The sequence below is a fragment of the Streptomyces sp. NPDC050448 genome (assembly GCF_040655295.1).
Classification (GTDB): Bacteria; Actinomycetota; Actinomycetes; order Streptomycetales; family Streptomycetaceae; genus Streptomyces.
On sequence record NZ_JBFAJR010000009.1, the window covers coordinates 143340 to 159929 of the forward strand.

Genomic DNA, 16590 nt, shown 5'->3' on the forward strand with positions numbered 1-16590 from the left:
GATGGCGCCGGTCGCCTCGCCGGATCTTCCCCCCTTTCCCGAGCGCGGCAAAACATCGCCGGTATTCAAGGGCGGGCTCGCCCATAAGGCAGGCGGGCATCTGGAGCGCAATTAGCGATATACGGAACGGCGGAATGCACGGTACGCCATACGGTCATCCGTCATGGATTCAGCCACAGGGCCATGACTTCCCAAGTAAGTCAAGACTTACCTTTGGGGAACTTTGACCGTACGGTGTGGTTCGAATCGAAGGAGCTCCCTGTTGTCGAAAATGAATGATCCTGCTGTGCGTGCGGTTGACTCGGAGCGGGATTATGTGTCCTCCTTGTATGAGTTGCTCACCGAGCGGCTTTCCGAGGCGCGAGCACACCGGGCGAGTGTGCTGAAGGCCCCGGCGGAAAGCGCCGGTGAGGCATACGAGAGAGAAATCGCCGCCGAGCGTCTGACCAAGGAAATCGGCCGGCTGGAGGGCGCCGAAAAGGGGCTGGTCTTCGGGCGCATCGACTGGACGGACGGCACGGCCCTGCGCATCGGGCGGATCGGACTGCATACGGAGGAGGATGACCTGCCGCTGCTCGTGGACTGGCGCGCGAACGCGGCGCGGCCCTTCTACGAGGCGACACCGGTCCACCCGATGGACCTGCGGCGGCGCCGGCACCTGCGCCTCGAGGAGCGCACGGTCGTCTCGGTGAGCGACGAACTGCTGGACGGGACCGCCCCGACCGACGAGGACGTCGTGGGGGACGGCCCGTTGACCGAGGCTCTGTCGGCACGGCGTACGGGCAGGATGCACGCGGCCGTCGCGACGCTGCAGACCGAACAGGACGAGATCGTCCGCTCCGCCCACCGCGGGGTGACCGTGGTGCAGGGCGGGCCCGGCACCGGCAAGACCGTGGTCGCCCTGCACCGGGCGGCCTATGTCCTGTACGCGTTCCCGCGCGCCGCGGAGGAGGGTGTCCTGGTGGTGGGCCCGAACGCCCGGTTCCTCGACTACATCTCCCAGGTCCTTCCGTCGCTCGGAGAGAACGACGTCGTTCTGGCGACCTGCCGGGAACTGGCCGGTGTGTCCACGGACACGGTGGACCCGTTCGATACGGCGCGTCTCAAGGGCAGCTCCGACCTCGCCGACGCCTTGGCCGGCCTGCTGCGCGTCCACCAAGCCCCCGCCGGTGACTTCACCGTGCGGGTCGGACAGGAACTGGTTCGCCTCTCCGGCGAGGAAGTGGCCACGGCACGCGACGCCGCCGTGGCAGCGGTACTGGGGCACAACCCCGCGCGCCAGGTGTTCAAAGAGCTCTTGGTCGACGCCGTCACCGACGCGATGCAACGGGACATGGGCGACCTCCTGGAGCAGATCGACGCCGATGCCGAAAGGATGACGGGCATCAACCTCGACCGGTTCACGGGAGTCGCCCAGCGCCGTGCCGAAGGTGCGGCCGACTCAGGTCCGGTCCACGAGCTGGACCTGGACGCCATCCGGGCCGATCTCCTCGACGACGCCGGCGTCGACCGAGCGGTCGAGGTGTTGTGGCCGCGGCTGGTACCCGGTGACCTCGTGAAGGCGCTCCTGACGAACGCCGGCGCTCTCGCCGAGCGCCTGCCCCGCCTGACCGCGCAGGAGCGGTCCCTTCTGCTGCGCGGTCCGGACGCCCCGTGGACCGATGCCGATGTGCCGTTGCTGGACGAGGCGGCGAGCCTGGTCGACGGCCCCCCCGAGAAGACGTACGGGCACGTCGTCGTCGACGAGGCGCAGGAACTGACCGCCATGCAGTGGCGGATGATCGTCCGCCGCTGCCCGGCAAGGGCCATGACGCTGGTGGGTGACTTCGCCCAGGCAGGCCCGGTCGCGACAGCACGCGACTGGAAGGAAGCACTGAGCCCCCACGTCGGACCGCGGTTCAAACTGCACAACCTGACCGTCAGCTACCGCACCACGCAGGAGATCCTGGAGAGCGTCCGGGACCTGCTCACGCGGATCGCTCCGGACCAGAAGCCCACACGGTCGCTGCGAAGCGGTGAGAGCCCTCGCACCGTGACCACGCCTGCGGACGGGTTGGTCACCGCCGTCGTTCAGGAACTCCGCGCCCAGAGCACCGCGCACCCGGGCGAGCTTCTGGGAGTGATCTGCGCGGACACCAGGGTGAGCGAGCTGACGGCCCAGGGCGTCGCTCACCGCGCACGCATCGTGCCGGCGTCCGAAGCACGCGGCCTGGAATTCGACGGGGTCGTCGTCATGAACCCCGAGGAAATCATCACGACCCGCCCCGGTGGGGAAAGGGACTTGTACGTAGCCCTGACCCGGGCCACCAAGCGCCTCTGCACCATCACCACCCAGCCCGCCTGACGGCTCGGCGCCCGCGTCGTCGCCGCGGGCGCACCCGGCGCGGTACAGACACCGGCCCGCGCGCACGGGGCTGCTCGCCGCCTCACCGCTCCTGGCCGCACCCGGCATCATGCGGCCCGGTCCAAGCCGACGATGTTCAGATCTTCTTCGCGCGCAGGGTCAAGTCGACGTCGAGCTTCGGGTCGTACGCGTCGGGTTCGATGCCGAGTTCGTGCGTGCTGTACTCGCCGAACCGTTTGATGTGCGCGGTCAGGTACGGCGAGATATGGGCCAGGTCCTCAGGATCGATCTCCCAGCCCTCTTCCAGCAGCTGGCGGACGATCTCGGAGATGTCCAGGGCATTGTGGAAGATCGCCGCAGTCGTGAGCAGAGAGTTGAACTCCTGACGCGGACACGGACACGGGCACGGACACCAGGACCGATCCACCTCCTTGTGTCAGCCGTTGTGAGGCGCAGTTCCATCGTCGCTTTATCCGGCCGATCCACGCCAGTAGAACAGCAGCAACTCCGATATTGTGGCCAACAACCTCGAAACTGATTCGCCCACACTGATTTTCACCCAATACCGGAAGACCGGTAAGCCGCTCGTGCGGCACTTCGGCGAGCAGTTCCGTGTGTCTGTCCCGTTCTTCCACGGCGGCTTGAATCAGGAACAGCGGGCCGACATCGTCCGCCGCTTCCAGACCGACCATGGTCCGAAAGTGCTGGTGCTCAGCGCCGACGTCATTCACTTCGACGATGGTGATGATATGGCGGACGACGACTTTGGTTGCACAGCGTGGGGGCGGGACTGGGTTCGGCTCGCCCAGTGCGGCCTTTTGTCCAGCGTGGCCGCAACGCATCGGTGTCCTGCATCGAGGTGGCGCCGATGTCCCGGGAGACGCAGGCGTCGACTGCTCCTGCCCGGATGGCACTGGGCGTTGTATCCACGTGCTGGCCATCTATTACGAAATGGCACGACGTGTCGATGACGATCCTCGAATTGCGCTCGATACCCACTAGTTCTGGTTGGACAGTTCCCGCAACTAGGTGCCACGCTCATCTATAGGAGTCGGGCCTTTCATCTACAGGGGTCCGACCTTCGAGATTTTAACGTGGGAAAAACGGGGGATCGCTGATATGGATAGCGTGAACGACAGGTTGACGTGGCAACCGATCTCGAGCAGTGGTGATAGACGCGACAGCCGAGCTTCCCCCTGGGTTGGACGATCCCCGCTGCAAACTGAGATCGCGGGGCCGATCGGCGCCCTCGGTACCAACCTCCAGATCATGCTGATAATCCAAGACGACATGCGTCGATACAGCATCGAGGGAATGCTTCGTTCACTCGACATCCGGTTGACAGTGCAATTCAGCGCGATTATCGAAGATCTCTCGACATTCCGCAACGGCCAGCTGATCATTTCATCCAGCAATGCTTTGGAACCTGTACCTGACGAGATCGCCGAAAAGCTGCGCATCCACAACGTACGTGTACTGGTCCTGGTAGATCCAGCAGACGTTGTCGAGAAATCCTGGGTCGATCACGCAAACGGTTTCCTGGACTGGGCAGATCTCCGTCCCGAGACCCTGCGCGAAGCGATCGTAGACGTGGAGGCTGGACGATTTCACGTGTCGGCGACTCTGGTGCGACGATCCGTAACGGCACCCGAACAAGCCGGTGATGACACCGCCTCGAAGCGCGCGTCGAGGATTGCACTGACGGCACGTGAACACCAGGTACTGCGCCTGATCGCCGAGGGGCTCAGTAACCGACAAGTCGCTCGATCGCTGAGTACCTCTGAACATGGAGTCAAACGCATGGTCGGCATCATTCTGGCCAAGCTCAACTGCCCAAATCGGACTCTTGCAGTCGTTCGGGCCATAGAGTCGGGGCTCCTCGTTGTATGAGGTGTCGACCAATTGGCGAAGTTCTATCCGTCGGCACGGATAGTCCGAAAATGCACTTCTTGATAATTGGCGTGCGGACGGGAGATGTGGGCGTGACTGGGCCGCCCCGGCGGGTCTCAGGCCGGCGGGGTGCCGAGGTCAGCCGACGCCGAGCGGGTCGAAACGGGCGGTGAAGCCGAGCCCGTTGGCTTGCCGCACGACGCGTCGAATGTATTCGCAGTGACCGCCTCGCCCTGATCACGCGGCTCGGCGGTGACCCGCGGCGACCGCAGGTCCCGCGGGAGTCCTCGTGCACCTGGGCGATCTTCACCTCGAGGTCGGCCCGGCGCTGCTGTCGCGGCGTCAATACCGTTGCCACGGCCGGTTTCACGTGCGCGTAGTAGCCGGACGCCGATACGCCCGGCAGCCGCCCCCTCGCCCCGGCCCGCGCACCGCGCGGGCCGGGGCGAGGGGGCGCCGGCGGTCCCGGCGAACTCGTCGGAGTCGGCGTACTCGGCCTCCAGGGGTCTGTCCCCGTTGGACCTCGGCCGCGGTGATCCGGCGTCGCTCGTCTTTGCCCCAGACGCTCAACATCCCCGGGTCGATGCCCAGCTCGCGGGCGACCTCCGCGATCGTCCGACCCGAATCGATCACGCGGTGAGCAGCCTCGACCTTGTACTCAGTCCCACGGCGGCGCCACATGGTTCATGCATTCCTCGAAGTCGAGGCGCTCTTGCGGGGTCGTGCTCGTGCCCCAAGTAGCGGTGGACCGCGTGAACGTCGTCGAGTGCTCGGCGCAGGCGCCCGAGCGCGCCGCGCGGGCGGCCGGGCTCGTCCAGGGCTGCCATGTGTCCTCGTTCCTCCAATCTGACGGTTCGGATATCAATGGCCGCTGAGCGAGTCGAGCCAGCGCCGGAGATGCGCGGCGGTCTCTCCCACCTGTTCCTCGATGATCGAGAAGTGATCTGCCTCGATGTACTCGGCCGGTCCACGGTGTAGCCAGTCGGGGACGGGGTCGACGTCCCCGAAACTGCTCAGCGTCACGGTGGCCCGCAGATTCAGCGTCGGCGCGGCGATCGGCTTGGCCTCGCGCTCGGGATAGATGCGCACATAGCCACCCATGGAGACCAGGCCGTGGTCGTCGACGGGGGTCAGTGCGTTGTCCCGGGACAGGATCTGCCCCAGCGCGTCGGTGAGCACGAGGCGGTTGAGTTCGTGCTCTTCCGGGGAGTAGGTGTCGATCATCGCGACGCCCGCGAGCTCGCCGCCGTCGTCCTCGAGCCGCCGGGCGACCGCGTGGGCGATCGCACCACCGGCCGAGTAGCCGATGAGCGCCACCGGGCCTCGCTCGAGTTCCGGCGCGACGGCCGCGGCGAGGCTCTCGATCGCCGCCGCCCATGTCGCCGGCAGGTCGTCGCCCGCGCGCACACCGGGCAGCCGCAACGCGCTCACCCGCCGCTCGCCGCCCAGTTCGCGAGCCAGGCGGGCGAACTGGTGCGCGCCCGATCCCGCCAGGAACGAGGGGATGCAGACCAGCGCCGGTGCCGCGGCGCCGCGCGCCAGGAGCTGCGACGCAGCCGGGCGCTGTGCGGCGGCCTCGCCGGCGGAGTACGTGGTCATCAGAGCCGAGCTCGCGGTCAGCAGGGGCATCGCCCCTGCCAGCTCACCGCGGCGATGCGCCGCCGACACCAGGTCGGTGATCGTGCCGCGCACGCCGGCAGGTGCCTGCTCGACCACGTCCGTGTCGGATTCCTCGATCCGAGACAGCACCAGCTTCGCCACATCGGCGGCGGTCGGGTGGTCGAAGACCAGCGTCGACGGCAACGCCAGCCCGGTCAGCTGTGCGAGCCGGTTCCGGAATTCGACGGCACCGAGGGAGTCGAAACCGAGCTCGGTGAACGGCGCGTGCGGGTCGATCGCGTCGCCGGACAGGTGGCCGAGGACCGCCGAGGCGGCGTTGCGCACCTCTCGCAGGATCACGGCGTCGCGGTCGGCGTCGGACAGTGCGGCCAGCTGCCGCGCAAGGCTGACACCGGCACTCGCGGCGGCCTGGGGAACCCGGATCATGCCGCGCAGTACCGCGGGCAGTGTGCCGCCGCGCGCCAGGTCGGTGAGCGCCACCGTGTCCAGCAGTGCCGTCATCGGTGTCGCCCGGTCGGTCGCGAGTGCGTTGTCGAACAGCGCCATCCCGGAATCCGGGTCGATCGGGATCAGGCCCAGCCTGGCCCGGATCTGGCGGGCGTACTGCTCGGCGCCGTCCCCGCTGAGTATCCCCGCCATGCCGACGGTCCACAGTCCCCAGGCCAGCGAGTGCGCGGGCAGGCCCGCGCTGCGCCGCACGCGTGCCAGCGCGTCCAGCGCGCTGTTCGCGGCGGCGTAGTTGCCCTGTCCTTGTCCGCCGAGCAACGGCGCCGCGGACGAGAACAGCACGAACGCCGACAGATCCAGGTCGCGGGTCAGCTCGTGCAGGTGCAGTGCCGCATCGACCTTCGGTGCCAGGACCCGTGTCGTCTGCGCGGTGGTGAGGGTGTCGATCGTGCCGTCGTCCAGGACGCCCGCCGCATGGATGACGGCGGTCAGCGGGGCGTCGGTGTCGATGTCGGCCAGCAGGGCTTGGACGGCACTGCGTTCGGTGACGTCGCATGCCACGACCCGTACGCGGGCGCCGAGGTCGGTCAGCTCGGCGACCAGTTCGGCGGCGCCGTCCGCGGCGGCACCGCGCCGCGATGTCAGCAGCAGTCGTCGTGCGCCGTGCGCTGCGACCAGGTGCCGGGCGACGATCGCGCCGATGCCGCCGGTGCCGCCGGTGATGAGCACCGTGCCCTGGTCGAACGACGGGGCCACGCCCGGTTCGGTGGCGGGCAGCGGCTGCAGTCGCGGTGCCAGGAGCCGACCCCCGCGAACGGCCACGTGCGGTTCGTCCTGGGCCACGGCACCGGCGAGCGACTTGATCGGCAGGACGTCGCGGTCGTGGTCGATGAGCAGGAACCGGCCCGGGTGCTCGGACTGTGCGCTGCGCACCAGGCCCGCCACGGCGGCGCCGACCAGGTCGGGTTCCTCGCCGGGCAGTCCGGCGGCCGTGCGCGTCACGATCGCGAGCCGGCCGGGGCGTTCGTCGCCCATCCAGCCCTGCAACAGTGCCAGCGTCGTCAGCACGCCGGCGTGTACGTCCGCCGCGTCGGCACCGGTTCCGCGGGGCGCCGACCACACCACCGTGTCGGGAGCATCCCGCAGCACAGCGAGTTCCGCGAGATCGGCACAGCGTGTCGGGGGCTCGGGGGCCTCGACGGTCGCCGGGTCGCCGAGCACGACGACGCGTCCGGCGTCCGCCTCGGAGGCGGCAGGCACGGCGACCCACTCGAGGTCGAACAGCGGTGCCGCGCCGCGCAGCCGGGCCAGCTCCTGCTGCCCGATCGGGCGGGCCCGCACCGACTCCATGCTCAGCACGAGGGCACCGGTCGCGTCGACCGCCTCCACGCACACGGTGTTCGGTGCGGTGCGGGCGATGCGGACGCGCAAGGCACCCGCGCCGGACTGTGCCAGCTGGACGCCGTCGAAGGCGAAGGGCAGTGGCACCCGGCCGTCGGGCCCGCCCTCGGCGAGAGGGCCGACAGCCGCGTGGAACACCGCGTCCAGCAGTGCCGGATGCAGTCCGAAGGCGGTGGCGCGCGCTGCGGTGTCGGTGTCGAGCGCCAGGTCGGCGAACACTTCCTCCCCACGCGACCACGCGGCGCGAACACCCTGGAACACCGGGCCGTACCCGAAGCCGAGGTCGCCGAGTGCGCGGTACACCTGCTGCCCGTCAACCGCATCGCCCGCAGCCGGAGGCCACGCCTGGGACCAGTCCGGCGCCACGGCCGGCGCGGCGGGCGTGAGCAGGCCACGGGCATGCAGCACCCAGGCGTCGGCGGCGCGGGCGTGGATGGCCACGGTCCGGTGCCCGTCGGCGTCGGGTTCGCCCACAGCGAGCTGAATGTCCGCGCCACCATCGGGCGTCAGAACCAGCGGCGCCGCGAGCACCAGTTCCGCCAGGCGCGGCACGCCGATCCGGGCACCGGCGGCCAGAGCCAGTTCCACGAATCCCGTACCCGGCATCAGGACCGTGCCGAAGACGGCGTGGTCGGCGAGCCATGGGTGCGTGCGCAGCGAGAGCCTGCCGGTGAACAGCCACTCGTCCTTGCCGGCGAGCTGCACCTGGGCGTGCAGCAGCGGATGACCGACGGAGTCGGCACCGGCGAGCGGCGCAGCGGCCTCTGCGGGCAGCAGCCAGAATCGTTCGTGCTGGAAGGGATAGGTGGGCAACGTGATCCGTGCCTGCGGTCGAGCTCCGAAGTAGTCCGCCCACCGCACCGGCCTGCCCGCACCGTGCGCGGTTGCCAGCGCGGCGACCAGCTGCTCGGGTTCGGCGACTGTGCGACGGGATCCCGCGACCACCGATACGCGCGCTGCGAGGTCTGTCGCCAGAGTGGCGCGGGTCATGGTCGTCAGCACCGCGTCCGGGCCCAGCTCAACGAACAGGCGCACACCCGAATCGAGCAGTGACTGCACCGCCGGGGCGAAGCGCACTGCCTCGCGCACCTGCCGTACCCAATACTCGGGCGTACCCAACGAATCGTCGGCAAACGCGCCGGAAACCGTGGAGCACAGGGGTATTCGCGGCTCGTGATATGTCAGGCCCGCCGCGATCTCCGCGAACTCGGTCAGCATCGGATCCATCAAGGCGGAGTGGAAGGCGTGGCTCACCCGCAGCCTGCTGGTCTTGACGCCCTCGGCCACCAACCTCGACTCGAGCGCCGATACCGCCTCGGTGTTTCCGGAGAAGACCACCGCATCGGGAGCGTTCACAGCGGCCAGCGAGACCGCGGCGGCTGCCGGATCGGCATTGACCGCCGCCAGCAGCTCCACGGCCCGCCCCTCCGGCACCGCGGCGGCCAGCATGCTCCCGCCTGTCGGCAGCGCCCCCATCAATCGGCCCCGGGCCGCGACGAGCCTGCACGCATCCGACAACGACCACACACCGGCCACGTACGCCGCGGCCAGCTCGCCGATCGAATGCCCTGCCACCACATCCGGCGTCACGCCGAACGACTCGACAAGGCGGTACATCGCCACCTCGAACGCGAACAACGCGGGCTGGGCGTACTCGGTGCGGTCCAGCAGAGCCTCGGCAGTCGCGCCGCTCGCAGCGGCCGGCGCGTCGAGCTCACTCGCCTCCTGCCCGATGCCGGTGCGCTGCGCGCCGAACATCACGTCCCGCAGCGAATGCCCCAGGTGTGCGTCGAATTGCGCGCACACCTCGTCGAGCGCGGCGGCGAAAGCCGGGAACGCCCGGTACAGTCCAGCGCCCATCCCGATCCGCTGCGCGCCCTGACCGGTGAACAGGAACGCTGTCGTGCCTGTCTGACCAGCGCCGTTGGCGATGCCCGGTCCTGTCTCGCCGGCTGCCAGGCGCGCCAAGGCCGCCAGCAGCGTCTCCCGGTCCGAGCCCACGACGGCGGCGCGCTGCTCGAGCTGCGCGCGGTGCAGCGCCAGCGTCACCGCGACGTCGGTCAGGTCGAGCTCCGGGCGTTCGCCCAGCGCGTCGTACAGACGGCGCGCCTGGGTCCTCAGCGCGGCGGTCGTCCGCGCGGACAGCAGCAACGGCAAGGCTTCCGGGCGCGGTGGATCGACCGGCCGCGGCGGGACCGCGGGAGCCTCTTCGAGGATCACGTGCGCGTTGGTCCCGCTGAGCCCGAACGACGACACTCCCGCCCGGCGCGGACGCTCCCCGGCCGGCCACGGCTCGGCCTCGGTCAGGATCCGTACTGCGCCCGCCGACCACTCCACGTGCTGCGACGGCGCGTCAACATGCAAGGTGGGCGGCAATACCTCGTGCCGCAGCGCCTGCACCATCTTGATCACACCGCCGACACCGGCAGCCGCCTGCGTGTGCCCGATGTTCGACTTCAACGACCCGATCCGCAGCGGCTCGGCGCGGTCCTGTCCGTAGGCGTTGATCAGCGCCTGCGCCTCGATCGGGTCACCCAGCATGGTGCCGGTGCCGTGCGCCTCCACCGCGTCCACCTCGGCCGCGGCCACGCCTGCGTTGACCAGTGCCTGCGCGATCACCCGCTCCTGGGACGGACCGTTCGGTGCGGTCAAGCCGTTGCTCGCACCGTCCTGATTGATTGCGCTACCGCGGATCACGGCCAGCACCGGGCGCCCGTTGCGCTGTGCGTCGGACAGCCGCTCGAGGGCGAGCACGCCGACGCCCTCGGCCCACGAGACACCGTCCGCAGCATTCGAGAACGGCTTGCAGCGCCCGTCCGGTGACAGCGCCCGCTGCCGGGAGAACTCCACGAACAGCAGCGGGGTCGACATGACCGTCACTCCGCCGACCAGGGCCAGCGACGTCTCCCCGGCGCGCAGTGCCTGCGCCGCCACGTGCAGGGCCACCAGCGACGACGAGCATGCCGTGTCCACCGTCACCGCGGGTCCTTCCAGACCGAGGGCGTAGGACACCCGGCCGGAGACGACGCTGCCGGCCGCTCCGGTCGCCAGGTAGCCTTCCGCGGCACCGCCGGCGGCATCGCGCGCCGAGTAGCCGTAGTCCTGGTACATGACGCCCGCGTACATCCCGGTATCGCTGCCCCGCAGTGAGGTCGGATCGATACCGGCGTCTTCGAGCGCTTCCCAGGACGCCTCGAGCATCAACCGCTGCTGCGGGTCCATCGCCGCTGCCTCGCGGGGCCCGATTCCGAAGAAGGCGGCATCGAAATCACCTGCGGCATGCAGGAATCCGCCTTCTCGGGTGTAGATCTTGCCGGGTTTGCCGGGGTCGGCGTCGTACAGGCGGTCGAGGTCCCAGCCGCGGTCGCCCGGGATCGGGGCGATCGCGTCGACGCGCCCGGCGATCAGTTCCCAGAGCTGGTCGGGATTCTCGACGCCGCCGGGATACCGGCAGCTCATGCCGACGATCGCGATCGGCTCGTCGGCCCTGGCCCTGCCCCTGGCACTGGTCGAGGCGGGGCGCGGTCGCGTCGGCGCCGCGGCGTCGACCCGGGTACGCAGGAAGCCCGCGACGGCGGCGGCGGTCGGATAGTCGAACACCAGCGTGGACGGAAGCTGTACACCGGTGGCGGCGGTCACCCGGTTGCGGAACTCGACTCCGCCGAGCGAGTCGAAGCCCAGACCTGAGAAGGGTGTTTCGGGGTCGATGGCGTCGGCCGACTCGTGGCCGAGGACCCCGGCGGCGATCGCGCGGACCTCGTTGCGGATCAGCGCCTCCCACTGATCGGCGGGGGCGTCGAGCAACCGCTGGCGCAGCGGGCTGTCGGCGATCTGGCCGCGCGACGGTACGTGAATCAGCCCGCGCAGCAGCGCAGGCAGCGTGCCGAGCCGGCCCAGCGCGGTGAGGGCGGGTGTGTCGAGCAGCGCGGTCATCAGCACCGGTTCGCCGGTGGTCAACGCATTGTCGAACATCTGCATGCCCGTGTCCGGCTCGATCGGGGACAAACCGAGACGCGTGCGGATCTGACGCACCAGATGTTCGGCACCCGGGTCGTTCAACGCCTCGGCCATGCCGAGCTTCCACAGGCCCCAGGCCAGCGAGTGCGCGGGCAGACCGGCGCTGCGGCGCGCCTGGGCGAGCGCATCCATCGCCGCGTTCGCGGCCGCGTAGTTGCCCTGGCCCTGCCCACCGAGCAGCGGCCCGGCGGAGGAGAACAGCACGAACGCCGACAGGTCCATGTCGCGGGTGAGCTCGTGCAGGTGCCAGGCGGCATCGGCCTTCGGGGCGAGCACCCGGTCCACCTGCTCGGCGGTCAGGGTTTCGATGGTGCCGTCGTCGGCCACGCCCGCGGTGTGCACGACGGCGGTCACCGGTTCGTGCGCCGGTACGGATTCCAGCAGCGCCGCGACCGCGGCGCGATCGCTGACGTCGCACGCGGCAACGCGTACGTCGGCGCCCAGCGCGGTCAGCTCGGTGACCAGCTCCTCGGCACCCGGCGCGGCGAGGCCGCGGCGCGAGACGAGCAACAGGCTGCGCACCCCGTGCCGGGTGACCAGGTGGCGTGCGGTAACGGCGCCCAGTCCGCCTGCGCCGCCGGTGATCAGGACCGTGCCGTCACCGAAGTGCCCGCCGGCCGGTTCGAGGGGGGTCGCACGCATCAGCCGCGGCGCCAGCGTGGCGCCGCCGCGGACCGCGAGCTGTGGTTCGTCCGCGGCGACCGCGGCGGCGATCCGCTGGTGCAGGTCCGCGAGGTCGTTGTCGTCGAGGTCGACCTGCACGATGCGCCCGGGGTATTCCGATTGCGCACTGCGTACCAGGCCGCGGACGGCCGCTGCCGCGGGGGCCGGCGCCTCACCGGGCAGACCCGCTCCATTGCGGGTCAGCACGATCAGCGTCGAGTCGGCGCAGCCCGGCTCGGTGAGCCAGTCGCGCAGCACCGCGAGGGCGTTGTGCACGGCGGTGCGGATGGTCGCGGGGACGTCGTCGCCGTCCGCCGACACCGTTTCGTGCGACCAGACGACAGCCGCGCCGGTGTGGCCCCCGCCTGTCGCGAACGCCGCGACGTCCTCGAACGTCTCGGCGCAGCCTGCGACGGGTCGGCCCAGTGCGACCAGCTGCCGGTCCGGCACCGCAGGCGCCGTCACCGGCGCCCAGTCGACGGCGTAGAGCGGGCTGCGGGTACCGGCGAGAGCGGTCGCGTCCGCGGGGCGGGCGAGCACGGCGTCGATCGACAGCACCGCGGCGCCGGTGGCGTCGCAGGCGTCGATGCGCACCTTCTCGGGACCCGAACGGATGATGCGGGCGCGGACCGCGGTGGCGCCGGCCCGGTACACACGGACGCCGTTGAAGGAGAACGGAAGCGGCAGCCTGCCGTCGGGCAGGTCCTCGGCGAGCACGTCGATGGCAGCGTGGAAGGACGCGTCCAGGAGCGCCGGATGCACCCCGAAGCCCGCCGCCCGGCCCGCTGTCGCCTCGTCCAGTGCCACCTCGGCGAACACCTCGTCGCCACTGGTCCAGGCGGCGCGCACGCCCTGGAAGCCCGGGCCGTAGCCGAATCCCAGGTCGGCGAGCCGGTCGTACAGACGCGTTCCGTCGATCGGCGTGCCGTCGGCCGGCGGCCAGTCGGGGTCGGTCCAGGCCGGTGTCACGCCGTCGGCGGGGGCGAGGGTGCCGGTGGCGTGCAGCGTCCAGTCCGGCTCGCCGGGGTGGGTCCCCTCGGTGCCGGTGACGGCACGCGAGTGGATCGACAGGCGTCGACGGCCGGTGTGGTCGGGCTCGGTCACCGAGAGCTGCACGTCCACGGCAGCGTCACCGTCGAACAGCAGCGGCGTCGCCAGGACGAGTTCGTCCACGACGGGCAGTTCCAGGCGGCGACCCGCGGCCAGCGCGAGATCCACGAACCCGGTGCCGGGCAGGAGCACTGCTCCGAAGGCCGTGTGGTCGGCGATCCACGGCTGGTCGGTGGTGGAGAGCCTGCCGCTGAACAGCCATTCGTCGCGACCGGCGAGCGGCGCGGCGACGCGCAGCATCGGATGGTCGAGCGTGGAGAGACCGGCGCGGCCCATGTCACCGAGCGCGTCGTCGTCGGGCTGCACCCAGTACCGGCGCTGCTGGAAGGCGTAGACGGGCAGGTCGAGGTGGGTGACCGGCCTTCCTGGTGACAGCGGCGCCCAGTCGACGGTCATGCCCGAGCAATGGGCGGCGGCGAGCAACCGCAGGAACTGGTCGACCTCATCGACGCTGCGCCGTGACGCCGCCGCGACCAGCGAGCGGGACGCCACCTCGTCGTTCAGTGTCTGGCGGGTCAGCGCCGCCAGCACCGCGTCCGGACCCACCTCGACGAACCGGCGCACGCCGGAGTCGACGAGCGACTGCACCGCCGGGGCGAACCGCACGGCCTCGCGCACCTGCCGCACCCAGTACTGCGGCGTCAGCAGTTCGGGACCGGCGGGCTCTCCGGACACCGTGGAGCACACGCCCATGCGGGGCGCCCGGTACTCCACCGATCGGGCGACCTGCTCGTACTCGGCGAGCATCGGCTCCATCAACGCCGAGTGGAAGGCGTGGCTGACCGTCAGCCGGGTCGTCTTCACACCCTCGTGGACCAGCTGGTCCTCCAGTGCGACGATCGCCGCCGTCTCGCCCGAGAACACCACCGCCGCGGGCCCGTTCACGGCCGCCAGCGAGACCGTCCCGGCCGCGAGCAGTTCCAGCGCCCGCTCCTGCGACACCGCGGCGGCGAGCATCGCTCCGTCGGTCGGCAGCGCGCCCATCAACCGACCACGGGCGGCAACGAGCCGGCACGCGTCGGCCAGCGACCACACCTCGGCCACATGGGCCGCGGCCAGCTCACCGATCGAATGCCCGACCACCACGTCCGGGGTCACGCCGAACGACTCCAGGAGGCGGTACAGCGCCACCTCGAACGCGAACAGCGCGGGCTGCGTGAATTCCGTCCGGTCAAGCAGGGCCTTGCGCTCGGTGTCGTCGGCGCCGTTCCCGGCACCCCCGGTCTCGCCGAACATGACCTCGCGCAGCGATACCCCCAGCAGGGCGTCGAATTCCGCGCACACCTCGTCGAGGGCGGCGGCGAACACGGGGAACGCGGCGGCCAACCCTGCGCCCATGCCGACACGTTGCGCGCCCTGACCGGTGAACAGGAAGGCCGTCTCGCCGGTGGCGGCCGCACCTGATACGACATGCGGGGATGCCGAACCCGCGGCCAGGGCCGTGAGGCCGGCGAGCAGACCGGCCCGGTCGGCGCCGAGCACCGCGCCGCGCCGGCCCAGCTGGGCGCGCCCAGCGGTCAGGACGGCAGCGACATCGGCGTCATCCGCCTCGGGGTGGTCGGCGAGCCAGGCCAGCAGCCGGCTCGCCTGTGCCCGGAGCGCGGTCTCCGACTTGGCCGAGAGCAACCACGGTGCCGGCAGCGTCGCGGGGCCCGACTCCGACTGTCGTACAGCAGCATCCGGTCCTGTCACCGGATCGGCAGCGGGCTCGCGCGGCGCCTCTTCGAGGATCACGTGGGCGTTGGTCCCGCTGATCCCGAAGGAGGACACGCCCGTACGACGCAGACGATCGAGCTCCGGCCACTGCTGAGCCTGCGTCAGCAGCTTCACCGTGCCCGCCGACCAGTCGACCTCGGGGGTCGGCTCGTCCACGTGCAGGGTCGAGGGCATGACCCCCTTGCGCATCGCCATGACCATCTTGATCACGCCCGCGACACCCGCCGCGGCCTGCGTGTGACCAATGTTCGACTTGAGGGAACCCAGCCACAACGGGTTGTCGTCCCCCCGGGCCTGGCCGTAAGCAGACACCAGCGCCTGCGCCTCGATCGGATCGCCCAGCCGCGTACCCGTACCGTGCGCCTCCACGACATCCACCTCGGACGCCGACAGCCGCGCGTTGGCCAGCGCGGCGCGGATGACCCGCTCCTGCGCAGGCCCATTCGGCGCCGTCAGCTGGCTGCTCGCACCGTCCTGGTTCACCGCGGAACCACGGATCACCGCCAGCACCCGGTGCCCGCTGCGCTCGGCGTCCGACAGCCGCTCCAGGACCAGCACGCCCACGCCCTCGGCCCAGCCCGTGCCGTCCGCCGACGACGAGAACGCCTTGCACCGCCCGTCCGGCGACAACCCGCGCTGCCGGGAGAACTCCACGTACGTGCCCGGTGTCGCCATCACCGTCACACCGCCGGCAAGCGCCATCGAGCACTCACCCTGGCGCAGCGACTGAGCGGCAAGGTGAAGCGCGACGAGCGAGGAGGAACACGCGGTGTCGACCGTCACCGCCGGCCCCTCCAAGCCGAAGGTGTAGGACAGACGACCCGACGCGACGCTGCCCGCGCTTCCGGTCAGCAGGTAGCCCTCGAAGTCCTCGGGCGCCTGGGGGATCCGGGAGCCGTAGTCGTCGTACATGACGCCCATGTACACCCCGGTACGGGTGCCCCTCAGCGCGGTCGGGGCGATGCCTGCGTGTTCGAAGGCCTCCCAACCCGTCTCCAGCAGCAACCGCTGCTGGGGATCCATCGCCGCCGCCTCGCGAGGACTGATGCCGAAGAACTCGGCGTCAAACCGGTCCGCCTCGTACAGGAAGCCGCCTTCGCGGGCGTACGAGGTCCCGAGGTGGTCGGGGTCTGGGTGGTACAGGTTCTCCAGGTCCCAGCCGCGGCCCTCCGGGAAGGGGCCGACCGCGTCACGCTCGGCGCTCAGCAGGTCCCACAGGTCGTCCGGGGAGGCGATACCGCCCGGGAGCCGGCACGCCATGCCCACGATCGCGATCGGCTCGTGTGCGCGCTCCTCCAGGTCCTGCACACGCTGACGGCTCTCCCGCAGGTCGACCGTTGCCCGCTTGAGGTAGTCGCGAAGTTTCTGCTCGTTGTTCATGT

Annotated in this window: 7 protein-coding genes; 4 read left to right on the forward strand and 3 right to left on the reverse strand. The window is 70.4% G+C overall.

Annotated elements, in window-relative coordinates; all coding sequences use genetic code 11:
* Window positions 1-316 precede the first annotated feature (316 nt).
* Window positions 317-2344, forward strand: a complete 2028-nt coding sequence (locus AB0I68_RS14115; protein ID WP_363177521.1) for an ATP-dependent DNA helicase — start codon at window positions 317-319, stop codon at window positions 2342-2344.
* Window positions 2345-2480: 136 nt separating this feature from the next.
* Here the strand turns inward: AB0I68_RS14115 and AB0I68_RS14120 are convergent, their stop codons facing one another.
* Complete coding sequence (locus tag AB0I68_RS14120) at window positions 2481-2771, reverse strand: Tn3 family transposase (RefSeq protein ID WP_363177522.1); 291 nt, start codon at window positions 2769-2771, stop codon at window positions 2481-2483.
* Window positions 2772-2931: 160 nt separating this feature from the next.
* Here AB0I68_RS14120 and AB0I68_RS14125 point away from each other — a divergent pair, with 160 nt between their 5' ends.
* Both AB0I68_RS14125 and AB0I68_RS14130 read left to right on the forward strand, forming a co-directional pair.
* On the forward strand, window positions 2932-3315 hold the full coding sequence (locus AB0I68_RS14125; RefSeq protein WP_363177566.1) for a hypothetical protein: 384 nt from the start codon (window positions 2932-2934) through the stop codon (window positions 3313-3315).
* A gap of 298 nt (window positions 3316-3613) precedes the next feature.
* Complete coding sequence (locus AB0I68_RS14130; RefSeq protein ID WP_363177523.1) at window positions 3614-4234, forward strand: LuxR C-terminal-related transcriptional regulator; 621 nt, start codon at window positions 3614-3616, stop codon at window positions 4232-4234.
* Between the two features lie 366 nt (window positions 4235-4600).
* On the opposite strand, the gene AB0I68_RS14135 is transcribed toward AB0I68_RS14130, so the two are convergent.
* On the reverse strand, window positions 4601-4915 hold the full coding sequence (locus tag AB0I68_RS14135) for a transposase (protein WP_363177524.1): 315 nt from the start codon (window positions 4913-4915) through the stop codon (window positions 4601-4603).
* A gap of 71 nt (window positions 4916-4986) precedes the next feature.
* Between AB0I68_RS14135 and AB0I68_RS14140 the strand changes: the two genes are divergently transcribed.
* Window positions 4987-5109: a hypothetical protein gene (locus tag AB0I68_RS14140; RefSeq protein ID WP_363177525.1), complete on the forward strand. Its 123-nt coding sequence runs from the start codon at window positions 4987-4989 to the stop codon at window positions 5107-5109.
* Here AB0I68_RS14140 and AB0I68_RS14145 read toward each other — a convergent pair.
* A complete protein-coding gene (locus AB0I68_RS14145) occupies window positions 5096-16588 on the reverse strand; it encodes a type I polyketide synthase (RefSeq protein ID WP_363177526.1) in 11493 nt (3830 codons plus the stop codon). The two genes, AB0I68_RS14140 and AB0I68_RS14145, sit on opposite strands and share 14 nt — an antisense overlap.
* Window positions 16589-16590: the final 2 nt, after the last annotated feature.